The organism is Agarivorans gilvus (assembly GCF_001420915.1).
GTDB classification, from domain to species: Bacteria; Pseudomonadota; Gammaproteobacteria; order Enterobacterales; family Celerinatantimonadaceae; genus Agarivorans; species Agarivorans gilvus.
In genome coordinates this window covers 904598-927231 of record NZ_CP013021.1, presented here as the reverse complement: position 1 = coordinate 927231, position 22634 = coordinate 904598, and the positions used below count along the sequence as shown (strand labels likewise).

The window sequence follows — 22634 nt, the reverse complement described above, 5'->3', positions numbered from 1 at the left end:
GGTATGTAAGAGGACACTTAAATGGGCAACTTATCGATTAAACAGCGTTTAATCTTAATTATATTAGTACTGCTAGCGGTATTAAGCGCTGTACAAACCTGGTTTCAAGCTAGAGCTTTAAGCCAAGAAACGCGCCAAGATATTGCGGCAGAAGCCAGTCAGCTAGGTAGAGCTGCTAGCGATCAGGTGAGCATGTGGTTCGACTCCAAATTGGCTATCGCGCGAGGCATGACTTCTGATCCTAAAGCCGACACGTTTTTGGGTGATTTGGCGCAGGCCAAAAATAGCGGTGATTTCATTTATTTCTACTTTGGTAGCGCCGAAGGTGAAATGACCATGCATGATCCAAATGAAACCCTGCCGGAAGGCTATGACCCGCGCACTCGGCCTTGGTATAAAGGCGCGCAAGCTAACGGGTCGTTTATCTCTGCTCCTTATGTTGATGCTACTTCCGGACGAATGGTTATCTCAGTGGCGCAGCGAGTGAGTGGTGGGGTCTATGCGGGGGATTTAGGCCTAGACAGTGTTACTCAGCGGGTATTGAACTTGGCCAATGAGCACGTCTATCCGGTGATTGTGGATCGCCAAGGCTCAATCATTATTCACGCTAACAAAGACATGGTGCTTAAGAGCATCACTAACTTGTCAGATGAGCTGAGTACTGAGTTAATTCAAGAAAAAGCTAAGAGTGCTGCTATCAGTGAAATAACGGTAAGTAATCAAGCGAGTTTTGTCAGTGTTGCGCCGATCGATGGTACCGATTGGTACTTAATGTTTGTTTTTGATAAACAAGCGGCGCTTGCACCGGTTAACGATTTAATTCGTAACTCTGCAGTATTTGCGGTGATCTTGTTTGTGGTGATCGCGGTGGTTATGTTGAAAGTGATTAGCGCGATGCTTAAACCTATTGAAGTATTAGGTGACGCGATTAATGAACTGGCCTCAGGAGACGGCGATTTAACTAAGCGGATTAACCTGCAGCGTCAAGATGAAATCGGTCATTTAGCCGCAGGTATTGATCGCCTTATTCAACAATTGCATGGCTTAATGAAAGATATAGCCGACGATGCTGACCATCTAAAACAAGCGGCGACTTTAACCAACCAGTCTACTCAAGACTCGAATCAACAAATAGAACGCCAGCAAGCCGAAGTGACTCAAGTGGCGACGGCAGTAAATGAAATGGCCGCTACCGCCAATGAGGTGGCCAACAATGCTGAACAAACCGCAGAAGCAGCCCGTGAATCAGCTGAGTTTTCCGAGCAAGGTAAAGTGTTGATAGGCCGTAATCAACAGCAGGTGAGTAGCCTCGCTGGCCAACTTGATGGCGCAGTGGCTACGGTGCAGGAGCTTGAACGTAATACCCAGGAGATCAGCGATATTTTATCTACCATTCAGGGGATTGCTGAGCAAACCAATTTATTGGCATTAAATGCTGCGATTGAGGCCGCACGAGCCGGTGAACAGGGTCGTGGTTTTGCGGTGGTGGCGGATGAAGTACGTAATTTGTCGCAACGCACTCAAAGCTCTACCGAAGAAATCAAAACCATGTTGGAGCGCTTACAAGCCAATACCCAGAGCACCGTGCAAACCATGGATGAAAGCCAGCAGCTGGCTAATATTAGTGTGGAAGAGGCTACCAAGGCCGCAGAGATGCTAGAAAGCATCACCAACTCGATTACTCATATTAGTGATATGGCGACGCAAATCTCCAGTGCCGCAGAAGAACAACGAGCGGTCACCGAAGAAGTGGGACGAAATACCCAAGGGATCCAAGATGCCTCTATGGAGCTAGCTGAACAAGCTGCATCGAGTTCCCAACGAGCCACAGAACTAGATGCTATTGCCGATAAACTGCATAAAGAGGTTAGCGCATTTAAACTCTAAGCACGTCAATAATAGCCCGCCGCGGCGGGCTATTGGCCACAGCGTTAACCTAAAAAAAGTAGCCCGGTTAGCGCCAAGCTCAGCAATACCCACAATACCGACAGTTTTAGTACTCGCAGTAAAAATAGCCCTAACAGTGCGCATACTGCATCTAAGTTGGTGGTTACCGCACTGATAAATATAGGCTGGTACATTGCCGCCATTAATAAACCCACCACCGCTGCATTTAGCATATGAATGGCTGCGGCATACTTTGCTTGTTGAGCAATGGTTTGCCAGACATCCACAAAGGCTAGTACTAATAACAGCCCAGGTAAGAATATAGCAATGGTAGCGAGCAGTGCGCCAAGTAGTGGCGAGCCAGGGTTAACCACTGCGCCTAGGTAGCTGGCGATACTGAACATCGGGCCGGGAACCGCTTGCGCCGCAGCGTAGGCGCTTAACAGTTGCTCTGCTGGAAGCTGTTGGGCCAGTGATTGCTGGAGCAGCGGAAGTACTACGTGCCCACCACCAAATACCCAGCTTCCCGCTTGATAAAAATGACTGAAAGTCGCTAAGCTAGCTTGTATCGGTAGCCAAGTTAATATCATCAATAAGATGAAGGTAGCTAGATAAAGCCAGCGGATCTTGCCGCCATGGTTTGAGCAAGGTGGGGTGACATTAAGCTGTTGTTCAAGCCGTTTATGTAGTAATCCGCCGCTAAGCGCTGCGACGGCTAAACTGCCAAGTTGGCTAGCGATGCTGGGGATTAATAACACCGTACAACAGCTTAAAATACAGGCAGTAATTAAGTATTTGTTACGACAAAACTGGTGGTACATTTGGCTGAGGGCATCAATGACTACCACTAAGGCTGCGATTTTTAAGCCGGCAATTAAGCCTCCCATCCAAGTAAGCTCGGTACTCAGTTGCGAAACAAGGGCTAAACTTGTCATAAGTAGTGCTGATGGCAAGGTAAAACCGATAAATGCTGCTAGGGCTCCAAGTAAACCGGCGCGATGTAAGCCAATTGCAAAACCGACTTGTGAAGAGCCGGGGCCGGGTAAAAACTGGCTTAAGGCTAGCAAGTTGTGGTAATGCTGTTGAGACAGCCACTGCTTATTATGCACAAACTCCTGTTGAAAATAGCCTAGGTGCGCGGCGGGGCCACCAAAGCTGACTAAGCCTAGTCGAAGAAAGCATGTGAAAACATCAAAGGCGGATTTTATCATGGTGAGTTCTGCTGAGGATAAAGCCTTAAGTTTATGACGCTTGGGTTACAAATTTATTGCTAAGCTCGCTTAGCTATTGGGGCGAAAGCCGCATCGCGCAGTGAAGATGACTTGGATAATCAGTGAAGGAGGTCGAATGAAGACAGGGCAGCTTTGGGCATGGTGTGTGTTTTTGGGCGCGATACTGTTGCAAGGCTGTAGTAGTCTTCGGCCCGAAGCATATAGTTGTGCCTCTAGCATAGAGGCGCTAGATCGTTTGTTAGATCAGCATGTGGGAACCCTCGAAGCGACACGAGTCAAGGGGCATCCGGCGCTGCGCTCTCAACGGTTTATTTATAGTTTCATAGAGCAAGCAGATTCTGCTACCAAACAAGCAGCCATCGTCGATGCCATGCTTCAATTGGCTCAACAAGGCTTGTGGTTGGAGTGGCAAAACTTAACTCCCAATTTGCAGCAACAATGGTTAACCCGTTATCAAATAGATGAGTTTGGCGCTTATACAAAAACTTGCTTCGCTAAGGCCAAGCAGCATTATTTACAATCAAGCTCCAGTACGGCAGCCTTACTGGCGGAGATACAACCAGAAGATGACTATTCATCAAGTGCTAAGATATTGGGTTTATACCCGCTGAGCTCTCGTGTATTTGAGCGGGCAGTGGTTGAAGAACAAGACCATTTAAAGCAAACTTGGTTAGCTGCGCGTCAGCAGCCTTATAGTGGTTTCTCTGCCCAACGTTCCCGTTTGTTTGTGCCTGACGAACCGGGACCCGCGCCAACCCAACCCTTACGTTTGGATAACTTTGGTCGTTTAAGCGATGCAGCTCAAGCTCAACGTTTATTAAGTTGGCACGCGCCTCAATGGCTAATCGAAGATGCCGATTCAAACAACCTGCCGGGTAAACCATTTTGGCAGCGGCAAAATTTGAGTGTTGATTTAAGTGAGGCGCTGAGCTATTCAAAAATCAGCTATGGGCGTTTCAAGCAACAGACCACGATACAGCTAAATTACATTTTATGGTTTAAACAGCGACCTAAACTGAGCGCCATCGATTGGGTGGCTGGCCAACATGATGCGCTGGTTTTTCGTATTCATTTAAGTCCAGACTTAAACATCTTAGCTTATGACAGCATTCATCTTTGTGGCTGTTGGTATACCTTAATGCTACCAAAACAACAGTCTTATGTTGCCGTTCAGCAAGTCGGCCAAGAACCGGTGTTAATGCACCGGGTGAAGGCGGCCCGAAACATGAGAGTGTCGGTGAGCGCAGACACCCATCAGATTGTGGGTTTAAGTCCTGCATCCCTTTCAGATGCTTTGTTTCAACAGCGCTATCAATTGCTACCGTGGCAGAGCTTGCTGAGTTTGCCGCGAGGCGAGGGGCAGAGCAGTGTATTTGATAACAACGGTTATGTGTTTGGGTCGCAGCGATTAGAACGTTGGTTTTTTTGGCCAATGGGGGTGAAGCAGCCGGGCTCGCTGAGACGTTTTGGTGACCACGCGATAAGCTTTATCGGCGAACGTTATTTTGACCAAGCTGACTTGCTACAGGCTCTAGGTGTGCAATAATGCGGTTTTATACATAGCTATTAGCGATTGAAAAGTATTAGGAATCAATACTATGAGTTACGATAACGACAATATTTTTGCGAAGATTATCCGTGGTGAAATGGACTGCTTAAAAGTCTATGAAGACCAATACACTCTGGCGTTTATGGATATTATGCCGCAGGCCGACGGCCATACCTTGGTGATTCCTAAAGAAGCTGCAGAAACCTTATTTGATTTATCTGAAGAAGGGGCTGCTGCGACCATTAAAACGGTTAAGAAAGTCGCGGAAGCGGTAAAACAAGCAATGCAAGTAGAAGGCGTGAGTTTGGTTCAGTTTAATGGTGCACAAGCTGGTCAAACAGTACCGCATATTCATTTTCATATTATACCCGGTTCATTGGCTGAAGCTCGAAGCCATGCTCGCAATATGGTGGATAGTGCTAAGCTGCAGCCCTTTGCCGATAAAATTGCTGCCTTGCTTAGTGTATAGGATAAATAAAGCTGAAAGTCTGAATCAGGCTGAGAGCATTGTTTTCTCAGCCAAATAATAAGGCCTAGCTGCGGGGCTATTTTATCGCCACTAAAGAGCCAAAGTTAAAGCATTGAAACCACAGCTCGCTGGCGGAAAAGCCGGCATCGGCAAAGCGCTGTTTATGTTGAGCAATGGTATCGGTGACTAGAACATTGTCTAGCGAGCTACGTTTTTGGCTAATTTCCAACTCGCTGTAACCATTGGCGCGTTTAAAATCTAAGTGCAATTCGCTAATTAAATTTTGGGTACTGGTTTGCTCGAAATGAAACTTCTCACTGACTATTAGTAAGCCTCCTGGACACATTCCCTGATAGATCTTTGTCAGCAGGGCCAAGCGTTGCTCTTGAGCAATAAATTGCAGCGTGAAATTTAACACTACCACCGACGCTTGGTTAATCTCCACCTCGCAGATATCCTCGCATAACAGGCTTACTGGGGCTGAACTGCGAAACGCATCAAGGTGTTTTTGACAGCGCTCTAGCATGGCCGCCGAGTTATCTACTGCAACAATTTCCACGCCCGGTTTGGTGACGGCACGGCGCATTGCCATGGTGGCCGCACCTAACGAGCAACCTAAATCATAGAGCTTGCTGTTGGCTTGGTGAAATTGCCCTGTTAAATGGCCAATGGTTGAGATGATGTTGCTATAGCCCGGCACCGAACGTTGGATCATATCGGGAAACACTTCGGCGACCTGTTCGTCAAAGCGAAATTCACCGAGTTGGGTTATAGGTTTAGAAAATAGAGTATCTTTGCCTTGCATGGCTGGTTCTCGTACGCAAAAGCGGCTGTAAAAAAACAAAATCGTATAAGTGGGGCATTGTAACCAGCCAAAGCGTGCTTGTCTTTGGCAAAATTGTCGTCTGCACTAGATTTATTGCTCTATCGCTATTCTTATTTATGGTCGCTTTCCTTTATACTATCGCCCTTTCACTCCTTGATGTTGCCAAAGGGCTCCGTCGGAGTTATTCATTTACTAAATTTTAAAAACGTAAAACGGGAAAGGCCAAATGCGCACTGTTTACTGTGGACAAGTCACTAAAGAGTTAGTTGATCAAGAAATAAATTTAGTCGGTTGGGTTAACCGTCGTCGTGATTTGGGCGGTGTTATCTTCATTGACTTGCGTGACCGAGAAGGCATTGTGCAAGTGGTGTTTGACCCAGACCGTGCTGACGTCTTCAATACTGCTAATAGTTTACGTAATGAGTTTTGTATTCGCTTGAAGGGCCGAGTTCGCGCGCGTCCAGATAGCCAGGTTAACCAAGATATGCGTACCGGTGAAGTTGAGCTATTGGGTTTAGAGTTGGAAATTCTTAACCGTGCTGCGCCACTTCCTTTAGACAGTAACCAAGATAACTCGGAAGAGCAGCGCTTACGTTACCGTTATTTAGATCTTCGTCGTCCTGAGATGACCCAGCGAATGATGTTCCGTGCCAAGGTGACCGGTTTTGTTCGTCGCTTTATGGAAGACAATGGCTTTTTAGATATTGAAACGCCGATTTTAACCAAAGCAACCCCAGAAGGTGCGCGTGACTACTTGGTGCCAAGTCGTACTCACAAAGGCCAATTCTTTGCTTTGCCGCAGTCGCCACAAATCTTTAAACAGTTATTGATGATGTCGGGCATGGACCGTTATTACCAAATCGTGAAATGTTTCCGCGATGAGGACTTACGTGCCGACCGTCAACCTGAGTTCACGCAAATCGATATTGAAACCTCATTTATGAGTTCCGATCAGGTGATGGCAGTAACCGAGCAAATGATTCGCGAGTTGTTCATTGCCATGTTGGATGTGGACTTAGGTGAATTCCCACAGATGACCTATGCAGAAGCGATGCGTTTATATGGCTCAGATAAGCCAGACTTACGTAACCCTATGCAGCTGGTGGACGTAGCCGATCTAGTTAAAGATGTTGAGTTTAAAGTATTCTCAGGCCCAGCTAATGATGAAAAAGGCCGTGTAGCAGTATTGCGTGTGCCTGGTGGTGCTAGCTTGTCGCGCAAACAAATTGACGACTATGGCAAATATGTGGGTATTTATGGTGCCAAAGGCCTAGCTTGGATGAAGGTGAACCAAGTGAGCGATGGCCTCGAGGGCTTACAGTCACCCATTTTGAAGTTCTTAAACGAGCAAGTAGCTAGCGCCATTGTAGAGCGTTGTCAGGCTCAAGATGGCGACTTAATCCTATTTGGCGCAGATAAAGCCAATGTTGTTTGTGAAGCTATGGGCGCTTTACGTCTGAAAGTGGGTGAAGATTTAGGCCTAGTGGCAGATGAATGGAAGCCGCTATGGGTAGTCGACTTCCCGATGTTTGAAGAAGTCGATGGTCAATTCCATGCTATTCACCACCCGTTCACCGCTCCTGTTGAAGGTGTGAGCGCCGAGCAGCTGGTAAGTGCGCCAGAGGGCGTATTGTCGAATGCTTACGATATGGTGCTAAACGGTTGTGAACTAGGTGGTGGTAGTGTGCGCATCCATAAGCAAGATATGCAAGCTGCGGCCTTTAAAGTGCTGGGTATTAGTGAGCAAGAAGCTCAAGAGAAGTTTGGCTTCTTACTTGAAGCCTTGCAATACGGTACGCCGCCACACGCTGGTCTAGCCTTTGGTTTAGACCGTTTGGTGATGTTAATGACGGGCGCTAGCTCTATTCGTGATGTAATGGCCTTTCCTAAAACGGCTACTGCAGCGTGTCCGCTTACCAGCGCGCCAAGTGCGGCTAATCCCGTTGCGCTTAATGAGTTAGCTTTACAGGTACAATTGCCTGAGGCTAAATAGTTAGTTTCTAAGCATGATGATAAAAGGCGAGCTATTTAGCTCGCCTTTTTTGTATCTGTAGTGCTTAGTTGTTGTTTGCTTTAGGCATGTTGATTAATGGATGCAAATGAATAACTTGGTCATTTTTATCTAATAGGGCGCCTTTTTCGTTACATCGTTGGTAAAAGGCCAGTGCTTCAGATTTAGGTTGAGGCCGACCAAAGAAGTAACCTTGTACCTTGTCGAAACCATTTTTCTTCAGCCAATTAGCATGTTCTAGGGTTTCTACTCCTTCCACTAATATCTCGTAGTTTAGAGTGTTAATTAGTTCGCGCATGCTCAGTACGATATTTTGCGTCGGTTTCGACGAAAGAGCGTTGTGGCCAAACTCGCGGTCAAATTTAATTTTGTCACAGGCTAAATTGCTTAAGTAGCTGAGCGAGGTAAAGCCTTTGCCAAAATCATCAAAGGCGACCCGTATTCCTGCTTGGCGAATTTCCTTAAGTTGATTTTTCACCTGTTGATAATTTTGTACTGCAACACTTTCGGTAATTTCTAACTCTAGGTAATTATCGCCGATATTCGCGGTATTAAATTTGCTGATGAGTCGCTTAGCGAAATGCTTGTCTTCAAATTGCCGTCCGCTAATGTTGAAAGCAATGGTTAACCCTTGATGGCCTTGTTGATGTAATTCTTCTAATAGTGCGATGGATTTTTCTATCACCCAATAACCCAGGGGTAGAATGTGTCGGCCCGCTTCAACGATGTCTAGAAACTGGCCCGGATTCATCAAGCCTTGAGTGGGGTGGTTCCAGCGTAAGAGTAATTCGAAGCCGGTAACTTGCTGCTGATTCATCGATATTTGCGGTTGTAAGAATAGTTCGAGTTGGTCTTGGGTCATGGCATTTTGAAATTGATTCTCAATGGTAAATACCATGTCATTTTGACGCGCCAGTTCAATATCAAAGTGGGTGCAACAGTTTCTGCCTTGGCGCTTAGAGGAGTACATTGCCAAATCAGCGTATTTAATTAACAGTTGCGAGTCGTATTCGGCTTGCTTAGCTGTTGCTATGCCAATGCTAAGAGTAACACGCATTGTGATTCCCGATAATGTAATATCGCGCGCAATTTCTTGAGCAAGGCTATAGGAAAAACCTAATACGCTGTCTTTGTCTTGATTGGTGATCAGCAAGGTAAACTCATCCCCCCCAAACGGTAGGTACCGGAAGCGGATTTACCTAAATGTTTGATTCTTTTGGCTACCTGTATCAATAATAGGTCGCCAAAGTCATGCCCCAGGGTATCGTTTATGGTTTTAAAGTTATCTAAATCAATATAAATTAGGCTTATCTCATTACCTTGATTCTTGGCCTTTTGTAAGGCTATGCCTAATTGGGTGAGAAAAGCGGTGCGGTTGGGCAGCTCGGTTAAAGGATCCTCCATTGCCATCTTTTCTAAGACTTTAGTATTTTCTGCAATGTTTTCCCTCATTCTGGCAAAGCTATTGGCTAGCTCAATGGAGATGTCATCCAGCGAGTCAAACTCATCATGAAAAAACTGTAATTTGGCCTGCGGTTGATAGCTTTTTTCTTGCAATATACTAGGCAATGTTTCGGTATGGTAACGAAGGCTGTTAAGTGGTCTGCGCATCAGTATGATGCCAATAGCAATCGCTAACATCATGGTAAAAAGCAGCAGCATTAATAGCTTGTTAGAAAACTGGTTTTGCAAGCGTATTTGCTCACTCCAGTCTTTTAATATCAGTAGTTTTAGTGAAGGGCTAGCACTGTCTCTTATTGGGTACTGCTTACCAACAATGGTTTTTTCTTCAACGTTAAACTCAATATTAGCGTGGTTACGGTACTCAATGGCATTGTCAAACCAGTTTTGACTGAGTACTTGGGTATTGGTGGCTAACAATACACTTTTATAAATCGGCCGCTCAAGATCGATGATGGCGACTTCAATATCATCACGCTCAGTAACATTGATCAGGGCGTCAGCTAAATCTAATTGAAAAGCCAGTACGCCTTGTTCTGCGCTTCTAGTGCGTATCGGAAGTGAAACCCATAAAAAACATCGTTCAACACATTGTAGTAGGCGCATTGGCCTAGCTAACAAAGACACTTGTTCAAGTAATTGCCGCGGTGGAGGCTCATCTACGTTGGCACAGCGGTATTGGTCTACGGTGAAGACGGTGCAGCCATTATTAATTGGCAGCAGCCACTGCAACTCAGGTAAACGTTTGGCTAAATAACGGTCTAATTCCGCTAGGCTATCGGTTTGGCTTAGTAAGGTTTGAGTTTCAAAGATGTAGGTGACGCTGTCACTTAATCGTTCAATTTGATCGTTAAATTCTAAGGAATAGTTGTCCAGATAGCTGCGTTTTAGCTGCTCTTGCTGGTTTTGATAGTGCTCGGTAGCAGTTACGCCAAATATACTAACAACAATGCCTGCAGCTAAAATTAAAGCTAAGGTAAGTTTTAATCTTACGCTAATGTATCGGTTTTTTAGATCCATCAAAGGAAACTGGCTCAAGGTCATTGTTATTCCTTCTGTTCTCTATACCACTGATGCATTTTAATTAAGTGTTATCATATTAAGCATAGAGTGAATTATTAAAAACGATAACTTAGTTGTGCCGCAAATAAGCGCCAGTAGCGTTCTGGGTTATTTGTGCGGCTAAGGTTTAAGTCACGAACCGGCGGTATCATGGAAGTGCCAATGAACCAATGGTGCTCTAGTTTTAACTGAAAATTTCGATGAAAGTTCCAGGTGAATCCAATGGTGATGTCTTCTAAGTTTCTTAAGTTGGGCTCAATATCGTTGTCGATAAAGTGGCTATTATCATAGCGTGCAAGCAAATTCCATTGTTGGTTAATGAGGTACACCGCTTGAAGGTAATAGGCGTTCATATCGATACTGCCGTCGAAATTGCCTTCTAGTGGTTTGGCAAACTGATTTTTGCCTTCAGCCGATGTCCCTCCTCTACGCATAGTAAATTCTGCGGTTAATTCATAATGTTGTTGTGAATACTGCAGTGAAGCAATGTATTGCTCGGTATCAATAGTAAAGTCGAAGGGTAGGGCCACAGGGCTTAGTGGGCCCGCCAAGTCGATGGCATTGTTCAAATACATTTCTAAGCGCCGATATTCTAGTGCCGCGTACCAATCTGAATTAGGGCGTGCCGCAAAGTGCAAAGAGGTGTTCCACTTGCTTTCAAATTTGCCATTTTGGTCTTGACCTAAAAACCGCCGAGTAAAGCTTTCATCGAATTTTTCTTTGCCGATGGATGCCGCAAAACTGTATTGCTGGCCATTGGTTGTAAAGTGGTCTAAATCAATACGTATACCATCAGCTCTTAGGCTCTGCTCTTTGAGGATATGCGGATAGATTGACAGCGGCAATACGATACTGGGTCGAGTGAAGGGCACATCTTGAGTGGCCCCGTAAATGCCGTTGGCTAATTTAAATCGGCCTAGTTTAATACTTAGTTCCCAGTCTTGATGAACCGCGATTTGGTAGTTTAGGCTTAGGTAATCTAGCTCCAAGCCGCTTTCGAACCAGTCTCCATTATCCCTACCAATAATCAAACCTGATAAGGACCAACTAGGGTTGAGTTGCCAAAAACCGCGCAGACCCGCTTCATATAGAGGGCCGCTATCTCCAGAGTTGTAGCCATAATAATTATTGGCGCTAACATCGATATAGCTGGCGGACACAAAGCCTCCCCAAGAGCCTTTTGCTTGGCTAGGACCTACATATAATGCTGCGCTTAAACTAGTTAACAACAAAAGAATGAAGAGCTTCATTATTGACCTCTTGGCTAGCATATCCAATTGCGTTGGGGTTGTTTTTTATACTTTCAAGCATCGCTTGTTCTGAACTAACCACAGTTGGCGCGACAGCTGTGCCGGTGTATATCTGCCGCTCCCAAATTCTACTGAGTTGATAAGGAAATAGATTTAGGGTATCTAGGCAAAATTGCTTATGCAGTGGTGCATTGTTATCCATTACTACCAATTCTATCATTTGCCCATCTGGCCAATGTTTTTGCCGAAGAGAGAAAATAGAACGTATAGTGTTGATATTGAGCTGGGCAGATTGTTTGGCGTGGCTAACCACCCAAACCTTGGCATGAGCTGGCATGCTAAAGGATATGGTGTGAATAAATATAGATAGACTTAAGACTAAGCACTTCCACAAACATAAAGCCGAGGTTGTGCGCTTAACGGTTAAGTTCATAGCCTTCCATGCTAAATAATAAATAGCTTATATGCCTTTGATTAACTAAATATAGGCTAATTTTTTCAATAAGTTAAGTGTGAGTTTAAATTGTTTTTATTTGTTTAAATATCCATCACTGCGCATCTGTTTTGTTTTATTTTTGTTATTTATATCAATAACTAGGCGGCGGTTTTATCCTATTGCTTCAATATATTTATATATTACAAATGTATTTTTATGCTTTTGGGCGGTGAAGTATGGGGCTGCTTAGTTTATCTTAAGAGCTCTTTATTGTCGGTGGGCTTAGCTTTCTTAGAGGCCTTGTTGATCAATTCAGTGCAACGAACGCAGTAACCTCAAGGCGTTTTCCTCTTTATTCAGCTAGCTGACGAGCAGGCATACCTAGCCTGCTCATTTTGTTCAACGCGCACACTCCGGCCATGATTTCGCCGACTTGGGCGTTGTAACAACGTAGACTCAACTTGTCGCTAAGCAGTTGTTTGAAACGATACATCGCCGTCTCCGATAGTGAACGAAGATGGTAAGCATTGTCCCGTTTCCAGTTTTCCAACTCACCTTGCTTCAAGGCTTTTACTGCAACGTTCCGTGGGTGACCCGCTTCCCACATACCTGCATTCTTGCGTGGAGGGATTAGTGCAACAGCCTTCTTACGTTGTACTTCTTGATAGCTCTGCCGTGTGTCATAGGCACCATCAGCGCTTACTGCTTTCACTTTGCGCCGCAGCGGTCTCAACAAGGTGGGTAACACTTCACTATCGTGAACCCAGTCCATCGAGACCTCAGCACTCACTATCTGATGGCTCTGGGCATCTACTGCCATATGCAGTTTTCGCCAGACTCGACGCTTTTCAGCGCCGTGTTTACGCACCTTCCACTCTCCTTCGCCAAACACCTTAAGACCTGTAGCATCGATAACGAGGTGAGCCGCTTGACCTTGGCTAGGTAGGCGATAGTTGACTTCAACAGTCTTTGCTCGCTTGCTTATACAACTGTAATCGGGAGATTTTAAGTCGACCTTGAGCAGGCGAAACAATGAGTTGATGAAGCCTTCAAGAGCACGCAGTGGTAACTTGAATACGCCTTTAATCATCAGCGCAGTTGCGATAGCGGTGTCACTGTAAGTATGGCTGCGCCCTCGACGACCACTGCGCTCAGTGTTATTCCATAGTTCTATGGCTTTCTCATCCATCCAGAAGGTCAATGAGCCGCGTTGCTTCAGTGCACTGTTGTACAGCTTCCAGTTGGTGATGTTGCCTTTCGCTTTACCCATGTTTGGTGACCCGACAGATATAGATACAGATCAGATCCGCGACTGCTGAGTTAGTTCAATCTGATTTAGGAAACAACGCCTTTCTTAGAATGTTAAATTTGGAATAGCCGCTGCTTAAGGTTTACTATTTGCCTCGGTTAAGCAGCTTTTGGGGAATAAATGGCTGGATATGACATGTAGTGTGATATTAAATATCGCTAGGCCGCTCAAGATGCTAAGCGCAGCAAAATATTTACCAAGTTTATTCGGGGGGGACCGTTGCTGCGCGCGAAGGGGGCTCCGATCTGGATGCCAACCCCTGCCTTCGAACGGCGATCGATAAAGCCCTGTCTCATGATATGACCCGTGATACCGTGAATAAAGCGATACACAGAGGCGCTGGCGAGCTAGACGGTCAACAGTTAGAAAGCGTAGTTTATGAAGGTTACGGCCCTGGGGGAACGGCAGCATTAGTTGAAGCTATGACCGATAATAAGAATCGCACAGTTGCTAGTGTTCGACATGCGTTCTCAAAAAGTGGCGGTTACCTAGGCAGCGATGGTAGTGTTGCTTACTTATCTGAAAAGAAAGGTGTTATTTCGTTCTCCGTAGAAGAATTTGATGAAGAGCGTATTATGGAAGTGGCGTTAGAAGCCGGTGCCGAAGGTGTGATTGAAAATAACGATGGCAGTATGGATGTCATAACGCTTGCTGCTGATTTTGGCTCAGTGAAAGATGCTTTAGATGCGCAACAGCGACTAGCCATACATGCCGAAGTCACAATGATCGCGTCTACTCAAGCTGGGTTAGATGAGAGTTGCACCCTTAAGTTGTTGCGTCTGATTGACGCTTTGGAAGACGATGATGATATACAGAAAGTTTACCACAATAGAAATATTTCCAATGAACTTGCCGAAAAGTTGTAATTAGTAGTGAGCATTATTTTAGGCATAGATCCCGGCTCGCGGATTACCGGTTACGGCATAGTGAAGCAGGCGTATGGGCGAACTGAGTATTTAGCTAGTGGCTGTATTCGCACCAACGAAGTTGAGTTACCTGCTCGTTTAAAGCTTATTCATGCGGGAGTCAGTGAGATTATTGCCCAGTTCTCTCCCGATGAGTTTGTCATTGAACAAGTCTTTATGGCGAAGAATGCCGATTCAGCCTTAAAGCTGGGGCAGGCTAGAGGGGCTGCAATTGTTGCTGCCGTAAGTCAAGATATTCCTGTGGCAGAGTATTCGGCTAGGCAAATAAAACAAGCCGTTGTCGGTACAGGAGCGGCAGACAAAACGCAGGTGCAGCACATGGTGACGCAATTATTGGCTCTATCGGCTAGCCCTCAGGCTGACGCTGCGGATGCCTTGGCGGTAGCGCTATGTCATTGCCATACCAGACAAAGTTTAATTGGCATGGCGGGAAAGGTGCGTGGTACGGTACGTAGACGTTTACGTTAACTCGAGTTGCTAAAAAAGCAGCCGTAAGCCAATTTTTTTAAATTTATCTTGTACTAAGAATTGAAACTATAAAAGTTTGACCCAATATGCTGATAGAGATTATTAGCTAAGGTAAAGAGGACGACATGACCTTAGAGCGTTCAGAACGTTTTGAAATTCCCGTATTACCGCTCCGTGACGTTGTGGTTTACCCGCACATGGTTATTCCTTTGTTTGTTGGCCGCGAAAAATCCATCCGCTGTTTAGAAAGCGCGATGAGCCAAGACAAACAGGTATTATTAGTTGCCCAAAAGGATGCCAGTAACGACAACCCTCAAGCTGACGACTTATATACCGTTGGAACGGTGGCTAATATTTTACAGCTACTGAAGTTGCCTGACGGCACCGTCAAGGTGTTGGTTGAGGGTAGCCAGCGCGCTAGATTGGAAGAAATTATCCAACAAGATGAATACTACATTGCGTCTGCCGAATATGTAGTGTCTGCGCAGCCAGAAGAAAAAGAACAAGAGGTAATGGTTCGTTCAGCGATTAGTCAATTTGAAGGCTATATCAAACTGAATAAGAAAATTCCTCCCGAGGTGCTCACTTCTGTTTCTGGTATTGACGATGCTGCCCGTTTAGCCGATACCATGGCGGCGCATATGCCATTAAAACTTGAAGACAAACAGTCGGTACTAGAGTTGGCTAGTGTCACCGAGCGCTTAGAGTATTTAATGGCGATGATGGAGTCAGAAATTGACTTGCTTCAGGTAGAGAAAAAGATCCGAGGCCGCGTTAAAAAGCAGATGGAAAAAAGCCAGCGTGAGTATTATCTGAATGAGCAGATGAAAGCGATTCAAAAGGAGCTGGGCGAGTCTGAAGACGGTCAGGATGAATTTGAGCAGCTAGCCCAACGCATTGAAGAAGCTAAGATGCCTAGCGAGGCAAAAGAGAAGACTCAGGCTGAACTTAATAAACTAAAAATGATGTCGCCGATGTCTGCCGAAGCGACGGTTGTGCGTAGTTACGTTGACTGGATGCTCAGTGTACCTTGGGTAAAACGCTCAAAAGTGAAACGAGATTTAGCCAAAGCAGAGCAGGTGCTTAACCAAGATCACTATGGTTTGGAAAAAGTCAAAGAGCGCATCTTAGAATACCTCGCCGTGCAAAGCCGAGTGAACAAGCTGAAAGGGCCTATTTTGTGTCTTGTTGGGCCTCCTGGTGTGGGTAAAACCTCCTTAGGACAATCTATTGCCAAATCCACTGGCCGTAAATATGTGCGCATGGCTTTGGGCGGCGTACGTGACGAAGCTGAAATCCGTGGTCACCGTCGTACTTACATTGGCTCTATGCCTGGCAAGCTCATTCAGAAAATGGCTAAAGTGGCGGTGAAAAACCCCTTATTTTTGCTCGATGAAATCGATAAAATGGCCTCTGATATGCGTGGTGACCCAGCATCAGCACTACTGGAAGTATTAGATCCGGAGCAAAATAACAGCTTTAACGATCACTATCTGGAAGTGGATTATGACTTATCAGATGTGATGTTTGTTGCTACCTCAAATTCAATGAATATTCCTGGTCCTTTGCTTGACCGTATGGAAGTGATTCGTTTGTCTGGTTATACCGAAGACGAAAAACTCAACATTGCTAAGCAACATTTGATCGATAAGCAAATAAAACGTAATGGCTTGAAATCAAATGAGATTGTTATTGATGATAGTGCCATTATTGGCATTATTCGTTACTACACTCGTGAGGCTGGGGTACGTAGTTTAGAACGTGAAATTTCTAAATTATGCCGTAAAGCGGTAAAAGAAATTCTGCTAAATAAAGACATCAAAAAAGTCGAAATTAATCAGCAAAACCTCAGTCATTACCTAGGCGTACAGCGCTGTGATTATGGTAAAGCCGATGAAAATAATCGCGTGGGCATGGTGACCGGCCTAGCATGGACAGAGGTGGGCGGAGATTTACTGACCATTGAAACCGCCTCGGTACCAGGTAAAGGCAAGCTGACCTACACCGGCTCATTGGGAGACGTGATGCAGGAGTCGATTCAAGCCGCGATGACGGTGGTACGTTCTCGTGCTGAGAAATGGCGAATTAATAACGATTTCTATGAAAAGCGTGATATTCACGTGCACGTGCCAGAAGGTGCCACACCAAAAGATGGCCCTAGCGCTGGTATTGCAATGTGTACCGCCTTAGTGTCTAGTTTGACAGGTAATCCTGTTAAAGCTGAAGTCGCCATGACTGGGGAAATCACCCTACGCGGCGAAGTGCTTCCTATTGGAGGCTTAAAAGAAAAACTATTGGCTGCACACCGTGGTGGAATTAAAACGGTTTTAATTCCAAAAGAAAATGAACGAGACCTTGAAGAGATCCCAGAAAATGTTATCGGTGACCTTAAAATCATTCCAGTACGCTGGATTGAGCAGGTGCTCGAGGTTGCATTAGAGCAAAATCCTGAAGGCTTCGAAGTAAAAGCTTGAGTCAATGCAAATAAACGGGATGCAATCGTAAAATAGTACTTGCCAGCCTTGTTCAAGGGCTATAGCCTAAGGCTGGCAAGGAAGCCGTTGATAATAACATTGATGGTAGAATTTACTTATTTAGACTAACTAGCCTCATTCTCAACCGTGAAAAAAGGGAACTTCCCGTGGTTAGAAGAAAAGGAATAACAACAAGGGGAACCAATTGTGAATAAAGCTCAACTCGTAGATAAAATTGCTGAAGGCGCCGATATTTCTAAAGCGGCAGCGGGCCGTGCGCTGGATTCTTTTATCGAAGCGATTTCTGATACCTTGAAAGAAGGCGACAGCGTTGCCTTGGTAGGTTTTGGTACTTTTCAAGTTAAAGAACGTTCTGCCCGAACTGGCCGCAACCCGCAAACGGGTGCAGAGATTCAAATTGCCGCTGCTAACGTTCCGTCGTTTAAAGCCGGTAAAGCGTTGAAAGACGCCGTAAACTAAATTGTCAGTCGCAATTTTGCGGTCTGTCAAAGGCGCATCCTCTGATGCGCTTTTTCATTATTAAATGTGGTAAAGAGTAATTAAGCATGTTGGAAAAGCTCCGTGAAGGAAGCCAAGGTCCGGTAGCCAAAATAATTCTAATTTTGGTCATTTTATCTTTTGCTCTGGCTGGTGTAGGTAGCTACATTGCAAGCCCAAGTGAGCAATTAGCCGCTGAAGTCAATGGTGAATCGATTACCCGAGCAGAATTTGACCAAGCTTATCAAAATGAGCGTGCCCGCTTAGAAAATCAGTTTGGTGATGCATTTAACCAGTTAGCTGCTGATCCTAACTATATTGCGCAATTTAGAAATGACGTATTACAGCGTTTAATCAACGAGCGTTTACTCGATCAAGCCGCTGATAAATATGGCTTACGTGTTAGTGATGCTCAGGTGAAGTCGCAAATACTGGGTATGCAGGAGTTTCAGGTTGATGGTCGCTTTGATAACGAGCGCTACCTTGCGGTTCTTTACCGCGCTAATCTCCAACCTGCGCAGTTTAGAGATATTATTCGTGCAGATTTAACTCGTCGTCAGTTACAACAGGCACTACTAGGCAGTGAGTTTGCACTACCTGCCGAAGCAGAACTATTGGTGAAGTTAAATCAGCAAACGCGTGATCTTCGCTACGTTACCGTTCCGCTAGCTAATTTTTCCTCTCAACAAGCGCCAACTGAAGAGGAAATGCAGGCTTATTATCAAGAGCATCAAAGTAACTTCCAAACCGAAGAGGCTGTAGATCTTGAATATATTATTGTTGATGCCGACGCTATTGCCGAAACTATTCAGCCTAGCGAAGAGGAAATCGAGCAATATTATCAAGCGCATTTACAAAGTTACAGTCAGCCAGAACAGCGTAAAGTTGCTCATATCTTAGTTAACTTCAGTGATGATGAAGCTGCAGATAAAGCTAAAGCCGAAGCCTTATTGGCTCGAATTAATAGCGGCGAAGATTTTGCCGAGTTAGCGGCCGAAGCCTCTGATGAGAGCTTTAGTGCCGAAAACGGCGGAGAGCTAGGTTGGTTTGAAAGTGGTGTATTACCTGAAGCTTTTGATAGCGCCTTATTTGCAATTAGCGAAGTCGGCCAAGTTAGTGATGTGGTTAAAACCGAGGCGGGTTTTCACATTATTAAATTGCTGGAATTACAAGCTGAGCAAGCACAGCCGCTGTCTGAAGTGAAACAGCAAATTAGCCAACGTTTGCAGCAACAGCAAGCGCAAGCCGCTTTCTATGCTCAAGCTCAACGCTTAGCGGAAGTGGCCTTTGAAATTCCTGATTCATTAGTTGATGTGGCTAAAGAAACCGGTTTGGAGCGTAAAACCCTAAGTGGCTTGACTCGCTCGAACGCTAGCGGCGAACTAGCGCAAGCTCAGGTGTTAAACAAACTGTTTGATGCAGACTTTATTGCCGAAGGTCTTAATAGCGATGCTATTCAACTCGCTGCTGAGAGTAATATTGTGGTTCGCGTTACTGCTCATCAGCCTTCTGTATTGAAGTCCTTTGAAGAGGTTCAGTCTCAGATCGCCAGCGCGCTAACCCAGTCTAAGGCTTCTAAAGCTGCTCAAGAATATGCTGAGAGCCTAAAACAGGCGATGCTTTCAGGCGAAGGTTTAGATGCCTTGTTGTATGAACAAAATCTACAGGTAGAAGCTAAATACCGAGTAGGGCGCGATAGCCAAGACTTAGAACCTCAGGTGGTTCGTCAATTGTTCACTATGGCTAAGCCAAGTGAACAAAAAGTGGCTGAGCGAATTACGGCGATGAATGGCGATCAAGTGGTGATTCAAATTACCGCAGTTAATGAAGCGGAGTCTGTCGATCCAAGTGAGACTCAACGTTGGTTACAACAATTGGCTAATGTAAAAACTGAAGCAAGCTATCAAGTGTTAATCGATGTGCTAAAAAGTAAGGCAGAAATCGAAAACTTATTGTAAGCTTAGCTCTTAAGTAAAATACTGAAAAAAGGACGTTTAACGTCCTTTTTTTATGGAGTTAAAATTGAAGAAGACACTAATATTGCTCATTGCACTGCTCACTATTGGTCTTGGTGTATTAGCGTTTGTTTACTTTGCTTACCCACAGCTAATCGGTGCGCAGGTAAGGCATCAGCATAACCCCTTGCTTGGAACGTGGGAGTCAGAGCACGCTTTTTACGGTAAGCGAGAGCGTTTAGTATTTACCGAAAGCGGTCAAATGAAATCTAGTAGCCAAGTGGCTACTGAGTATAAAATTGATGGTAATCGAGTGATTGTTAAATCTGCTGATAAGGTAGTTGAATACCGGGTATCTAAAGATGGCCAAAGTGTAGATGCTTACTTACCTAGAGCTGGCCGAATTCGTTATCATCGAGTGGAATAAAAAAGCCCCAAGCTAATTGGGGCTTCGTGAATCGTTGTGGTTATTAGTCTAGGTTAATCACGTCAAAGGGAACTTGTAGATCCACGTCTGCCTCGTAATCTACACCGCTAACACCAAAGCCAAATAGTTTTAAGAATTCGGCTTTATAGTATTCGTAGTCGGTGTATTGCTTAAGATTCTCGGTGGTAATTTGTGGCCATAAGTCTACACAGGCTTGTTGAATATCTTCGCGTAATTCCCAATCATCGAGGCGTAAACGGTTGTTGTCATCAAGCTCTGGTACTTTGCCATCTTCGCGGTATAAGCGTTGGCTAAATAGGCGATAGATTTGCTCCATACAGCCTTCATGTAAGCCATGTTCCTTCATGATTTTAAATACCATGGAAATGTATAAGGGCATGACTGGAATCGCTGAACTAGCTTGGGTCACAACGCTCTTAAGTACTGCTACATTGGCACTGCCTTGCTTATCGCTTAATTGGCTATTTAAAGCGCTAGCGGCACGGTCTAAGTCCATTTTCGCTTTACCTAGGGCGCCATCCCAATAGATTGGCCAAGTTAAAGCGGTACCGATATAGCTGTATGCCACGGTTTTACAGCCTTCTGCGAGTACTCCGGCTTCATCTAGGGCATTAATCCATAATTCCCAGTCTTCACCGCCCATTACGGTTACGGTATCGGCAATTTCTTGTTCGGTGGCCGGTTCCACACTTGCTTCAATAATGGTGTCTTTATTGGTATCTACAGCAGTAGCGGTATAGGTTTCACCGATGGGTTTTAAGCTTGAGCGAATCAGCTCGCCGCTGTCAGGGAGTTTTCGTACCGGTGATGCTAAGGAGTACACCACTAAGTCAACTTGGCCTAAGTCTTCTTTAATGAGTTTAATTGCGGCTTGTTTAGCTTGATGAGAGAAGGCATCACCATTAATGCTTTTCGCATATAAGCCAGCCTCATGGGCTTTTTGATCAAAGGCTGCGGCGTTGTACCAGCCTGCTGTTCCGGTTTTTTTCTCGGTGGCTGGCTTTTCAAAAAACACCCCAATGGTAGCCGCATCGCTACCAAATGCCGCGGCAATTCGAGAAGATAAGCCGTAACCACTAGACGAGCCAACAACTAATACCCGTTTGGGCCCGTTTGTTACCTTGCCTTGTTGCTTGGTGTAGTCAATTTGCTGTTGTACGTTTTCAGCACAACCCACCGGGTGAGTCGTGGTACAAATAAAGCCGCGGATCTTGGGTTTGATTATCATGTTAATTCCTTAAACTTACCCGATTGTTATACGCTAGATCTGATTTACAGCGTTGAAAATGCCGTAATTTTAGCATGTTTACTTTTAAAGTGGCATGTAGGCTAGCTGATCAGAGCAGTTTAAGCTGCATTCTTCGCTCATTACCTCAGAAACTAAGCATAAGTCTGTTAAATCAGAGGGTTGCATTGTCAATTAAAAGTCAAAAAAGGCTATACATCCTTGCTATTAGATAGTATCAATGATTAATCATATTGGAATAAGTATATTAATTAAATTATCACTTAAGGGATTAGGGTGAAGATTTGAAAAGTAAAATATTGCCGACCAGTATAGAAGGAAAAATAGTTGGCTTGCCCACTAGCAAAACTACGCAATATGCCGCTCAGCAAAAGGCTGAGGAGATCGCCGCTCACTATGCTAGCTATTTTCAGCCGATCGTGGCTGCTACTAAAGAAGATATTCGAAACGTTTACCGGCTGCGCCATGACGTATATTGCTCTGAGTTAGGTTTTGAACCTTGCAATCCACAACAACTTGAACAGGATGAATTTGACCAATACTCCGATTATTGTTTGGTTAAACATAAATCTTCAGGTACTTATGCCAGCACCGTAAGAGTGGTCGCGCCAAGTGGCCAGCAAGTTTTGCCTTTAGAAAAATACTGCGAAGGCGCGATTAGTGATGCGGCGTTGCATCCACAAAACTTTGCACGAGAAGATATTTGTGAGATTTCGCGTTTAGCGCTGCGAGCGAGTTTTCGTCGGCGTAAAGCGGATCAGTTTAAGCAGTCTGCTATTGGTGGAATTAACGTCGCTGAACTCTATGAAGAAGAACTACGTTGTTTTCCCTTTATTACTGCCAGTATGTACTTAGCGGCAACGGTGCTGGTTGAGCGAAATAATATTAAACATGCTTACGTAATGATGGAGCCAAGACTCGCTCGCAGTACCGCGCTATTGGGTATTAAGTTTCAACAAATTGGCCCAGTGGTTGACTATCATGGCCAGCGAGCACCCTATTACATTACTGCCGAAAGGATCCGAACGAATTTGCCAATTACTTTAAAGCCTCTTATGGATATGATTGAAGCGGAAGTGATTCAATCTTTAGACATAGCTCAGCTAGCTTAATAAATTTACGCCGCC

The 22634-nt window shown here is 44.9% G+C and carries 17 protein-coding genes and 2 pseudogenes; 11 read left to right on the top strand and 8 right to left on the bottom strand.

Annotated features, from left to right (window positions below; translation table 11 throughout):
* Positions 1–21 precede the first annotated feature (21 nt).
* Positions 22–1887: a methyl-accepting chemotaxis protein gene (locus AR383_RS04330; RefSeq protein WP_055732021.1), complete on the top strand. Its 1866-nt coding sequence runs from the start codon at positions 22–24 to the stop codon at positions 1885–1887.
* A 44-nt stretch (positions 1888–1931) separates the two neighbouring features.
* Here the strand turns inward: AR383_RS04330 and chrA are convergent, their stop codons facing one another.
* Positions 1932–3098 carry a chromate efflux transporter gene (gene chrA, locus AR383_RS04325; protein ID WP_055732020.1) on the bottom strand — a complete coding sequence of 389 codons (1167 nt, stop codon included), beginning with the start codon at positions 3096–3098 and terminating at the stop codon, positions 1932–1934.
* Between the two features lie 136 nt (positions 3099–3234).
* On the opposite strand from chrA, the gene AR383_RS04320 reads away from it, so the two are divergent.
* Positions 3235–4665, top strand: coding sequence for a hypothetical protein (locus AR383_RS04320; RefSeq protein ID WP_055732019.1), 1431 nt, complete (start codon positions 3235–3237; stop codon positions 4663–4665).
* 52 nt (positions 4666–4717) lie between these two features.
* A complete protein-coding gene (locus tag AR383_RS04315; RefSeq protein ID WP_055732018.1) occupies positions 4718–5137 on the top strand; it encodes an HIT family protein in 420 nt (139 codons plus the stop codon).
* A gap of 76 nt (positions 5138–5213) precedes the next feature.
* On the opposite strand, the gene cmoA is transcribed toward AR383_RS04315, so the two are convergent.
* Positions 5214–5942 (bottom strand): carboxy-S-adenosyl-L-methionine synthase CmoA, encoded by a 729-nt coding sequence (gene cmoA / locus AR383_RS04310; protein WP_055732017.1) that lies wholly within the window; start codon positions 5940–5942, stop codon positions 5214–5216.
* Positions 5943–6189: 247 nt separating this feature from the next.
* On the opposite strand from cmoA, the gene aspS reads away from it, so the two are divergent.
* A complete protein-coding gene (gene aspS, locus AR383_RS04305; RefSeq protein WP_055732016.1) occupies positions 6190–7956 on the top strand; it encodes an aspartate--tRNA ligase in 1767 nt (588 codons plus the stop codon).
* A 64-nt stretch (positions 7957–8020) separates the two neighbouring features.
* Here aspS and AR383_RS04300 read toward each other — a convergent pair whose 3' ends face one another.
* From AR383_RS04300 to AR383_RS04280, 5 genes and pseudogenes are all read right to left on the bottom strand, one after another.
* A complete protein-coding gene (locus AR383_RS04300; protein ID WP_257720939.1) occupies positions 8021–8872 on the bottom strand; it encodes an EAL domain-containing protein in 852 nt (283 codons plus the stop codon).
* A 96-nt stretch (positions 8873–8968) separates the two neighbouring features.
* Positions 8969–9378 (bottom strand): annotated as a pseudogene (locus AR383_RS21945) (GGDEF domain-containing protein); the annotation flags it as partial.
* Positions 9379–10553: 1175 nt separating this feature from the next.
* Positions 10554–11747, bottom strand: coding sequence for a hypothetical protein (locus AR383_RS04290; protein ID WP_055732013.1), 1194 nt, complete (start codon positions 11745–11747; stop codon positions 10554–10556).
* A complete protein-coding gene (locus AR383_RS04285; RefSeq protein WP_055732012.1) occupies positions 11716–12180 on the bottom strand; it encodes a hypothetical protein in 465 nt (154 codons plus the stop codon). Before AR383_RS04285 ends, AR383_RS04290 begins: the two co-directional genes overlap by 32 nt.
* A 355-nt stretch (positions 12181–12535) precedes the next feature.
* Positions 12536–13453, bottom strand: a complete 918-nt coding sequence (locus AR383_RS04280; RefSeq protein WP_055731577.1) for an IS5 family transposase — start codon at positions 13451–13453, stop codon at positions 12536–12538.
* Between the two features lie 201 nt (positions 13454–13654).
* Here AR383_RS04280 and AR383_RS04275 point away from each other — a divergent pair.
* From AR383_RS04275 to AR383_RS04250, 6 genes and pseudogenes are all read left to right on the top strand, one after another.
* Positions 13655–14358: pseudogene (locus AR383_RS04275) on the top strand (YebC/PmpR family DNA-binding transcriptional regulator); the annotation flags it as partial.
* Positions 14359–14364: 6 nt separating this feature from the next.
* Complete coding sequence (ruvC, locus tag AR383_RS04270) at positions 14365–14886, top strand: crossover junction endodeoxyribonuclease RuvC (RefSeq protein ID WP_055732011.1); 522 nt, start codon at positions 14365–14367, stop codon at positions 14884–14886.
* Between the two features lie 125 nt (positions 14887–15011).
* Positions 15012–17360, top strand: a complete 2349-nt coding sequence (gene lon, locus AR383_RS04265; protein WP_055732010.1) for an endopeptidase La — start codon at positions 15012–15014, stop codon at positions 17358–17360.
* A gap of 207 nt (positions 17361–17567) precedes the next feature.
* Complete coding sequence (hupB, locus tag AR383_RS04260; protein WP_055732009.1) at positions 17568–17840, top strand: nucleoid-associated protein HU-beta; 273 nt, start codon at positions 17568–17570, stop codon at positions 17838–17840.
* Between the two features lie 86 nt (positions 17841–17926).
* A complete protein-coding gene (locus AR383_RS04255; RefSeq protein WP_055732008.1) occupies positions 17927–19816 on the top strand; it encodes a SurA N-terminal domain-containing protein in 1890 nt (629 codons plus the stop codon).
* Positions 19817–19880: 64 nt separating this feature from the next.
* Positions 19881–20240, top strand: coding sequence for a DUF2850 domain-containing protein (locus AR383_RS04250; RefSeq protein WP_188407540.1), 360 nt, complete (start codon positions 19881–19883; stop codon positions 20238–20240).
* Positions 20241–20283: 43 nt separating this feature from the next.
* On the opposite strand, the gene fabV is transcribed toward AR383_RS04250, so the two are convergent.
* A complete protein-coding gene (fabV, locus tag AR383_RS04245; protein ID WP_055732006.1) occupies positions 20284–21489 on the bottom strand; it encodes an enoyl-ACP reductase FabV in 1206 nt (401 codons plus the stop codon).
* A gap of 302 nt (positions 21490–21791) precedes the next feature.
* Here fabV and AR383_RS04240 point away from each other — a divergent pair, with 302 nt between their 5' ends.
* Positions 21792–22619, top strand: a complete 828-nt coding sequence (locus tag AR383_RS04240; RefSeq protein WP_229711236.1) for a PEP-CTERM/exosortase system-associated acyltransferase — start codon at positions 21792–21794, stop codon at positions 22617–22619.
* Positions 22620–22634: the final 15 nt, after the last annotated feature.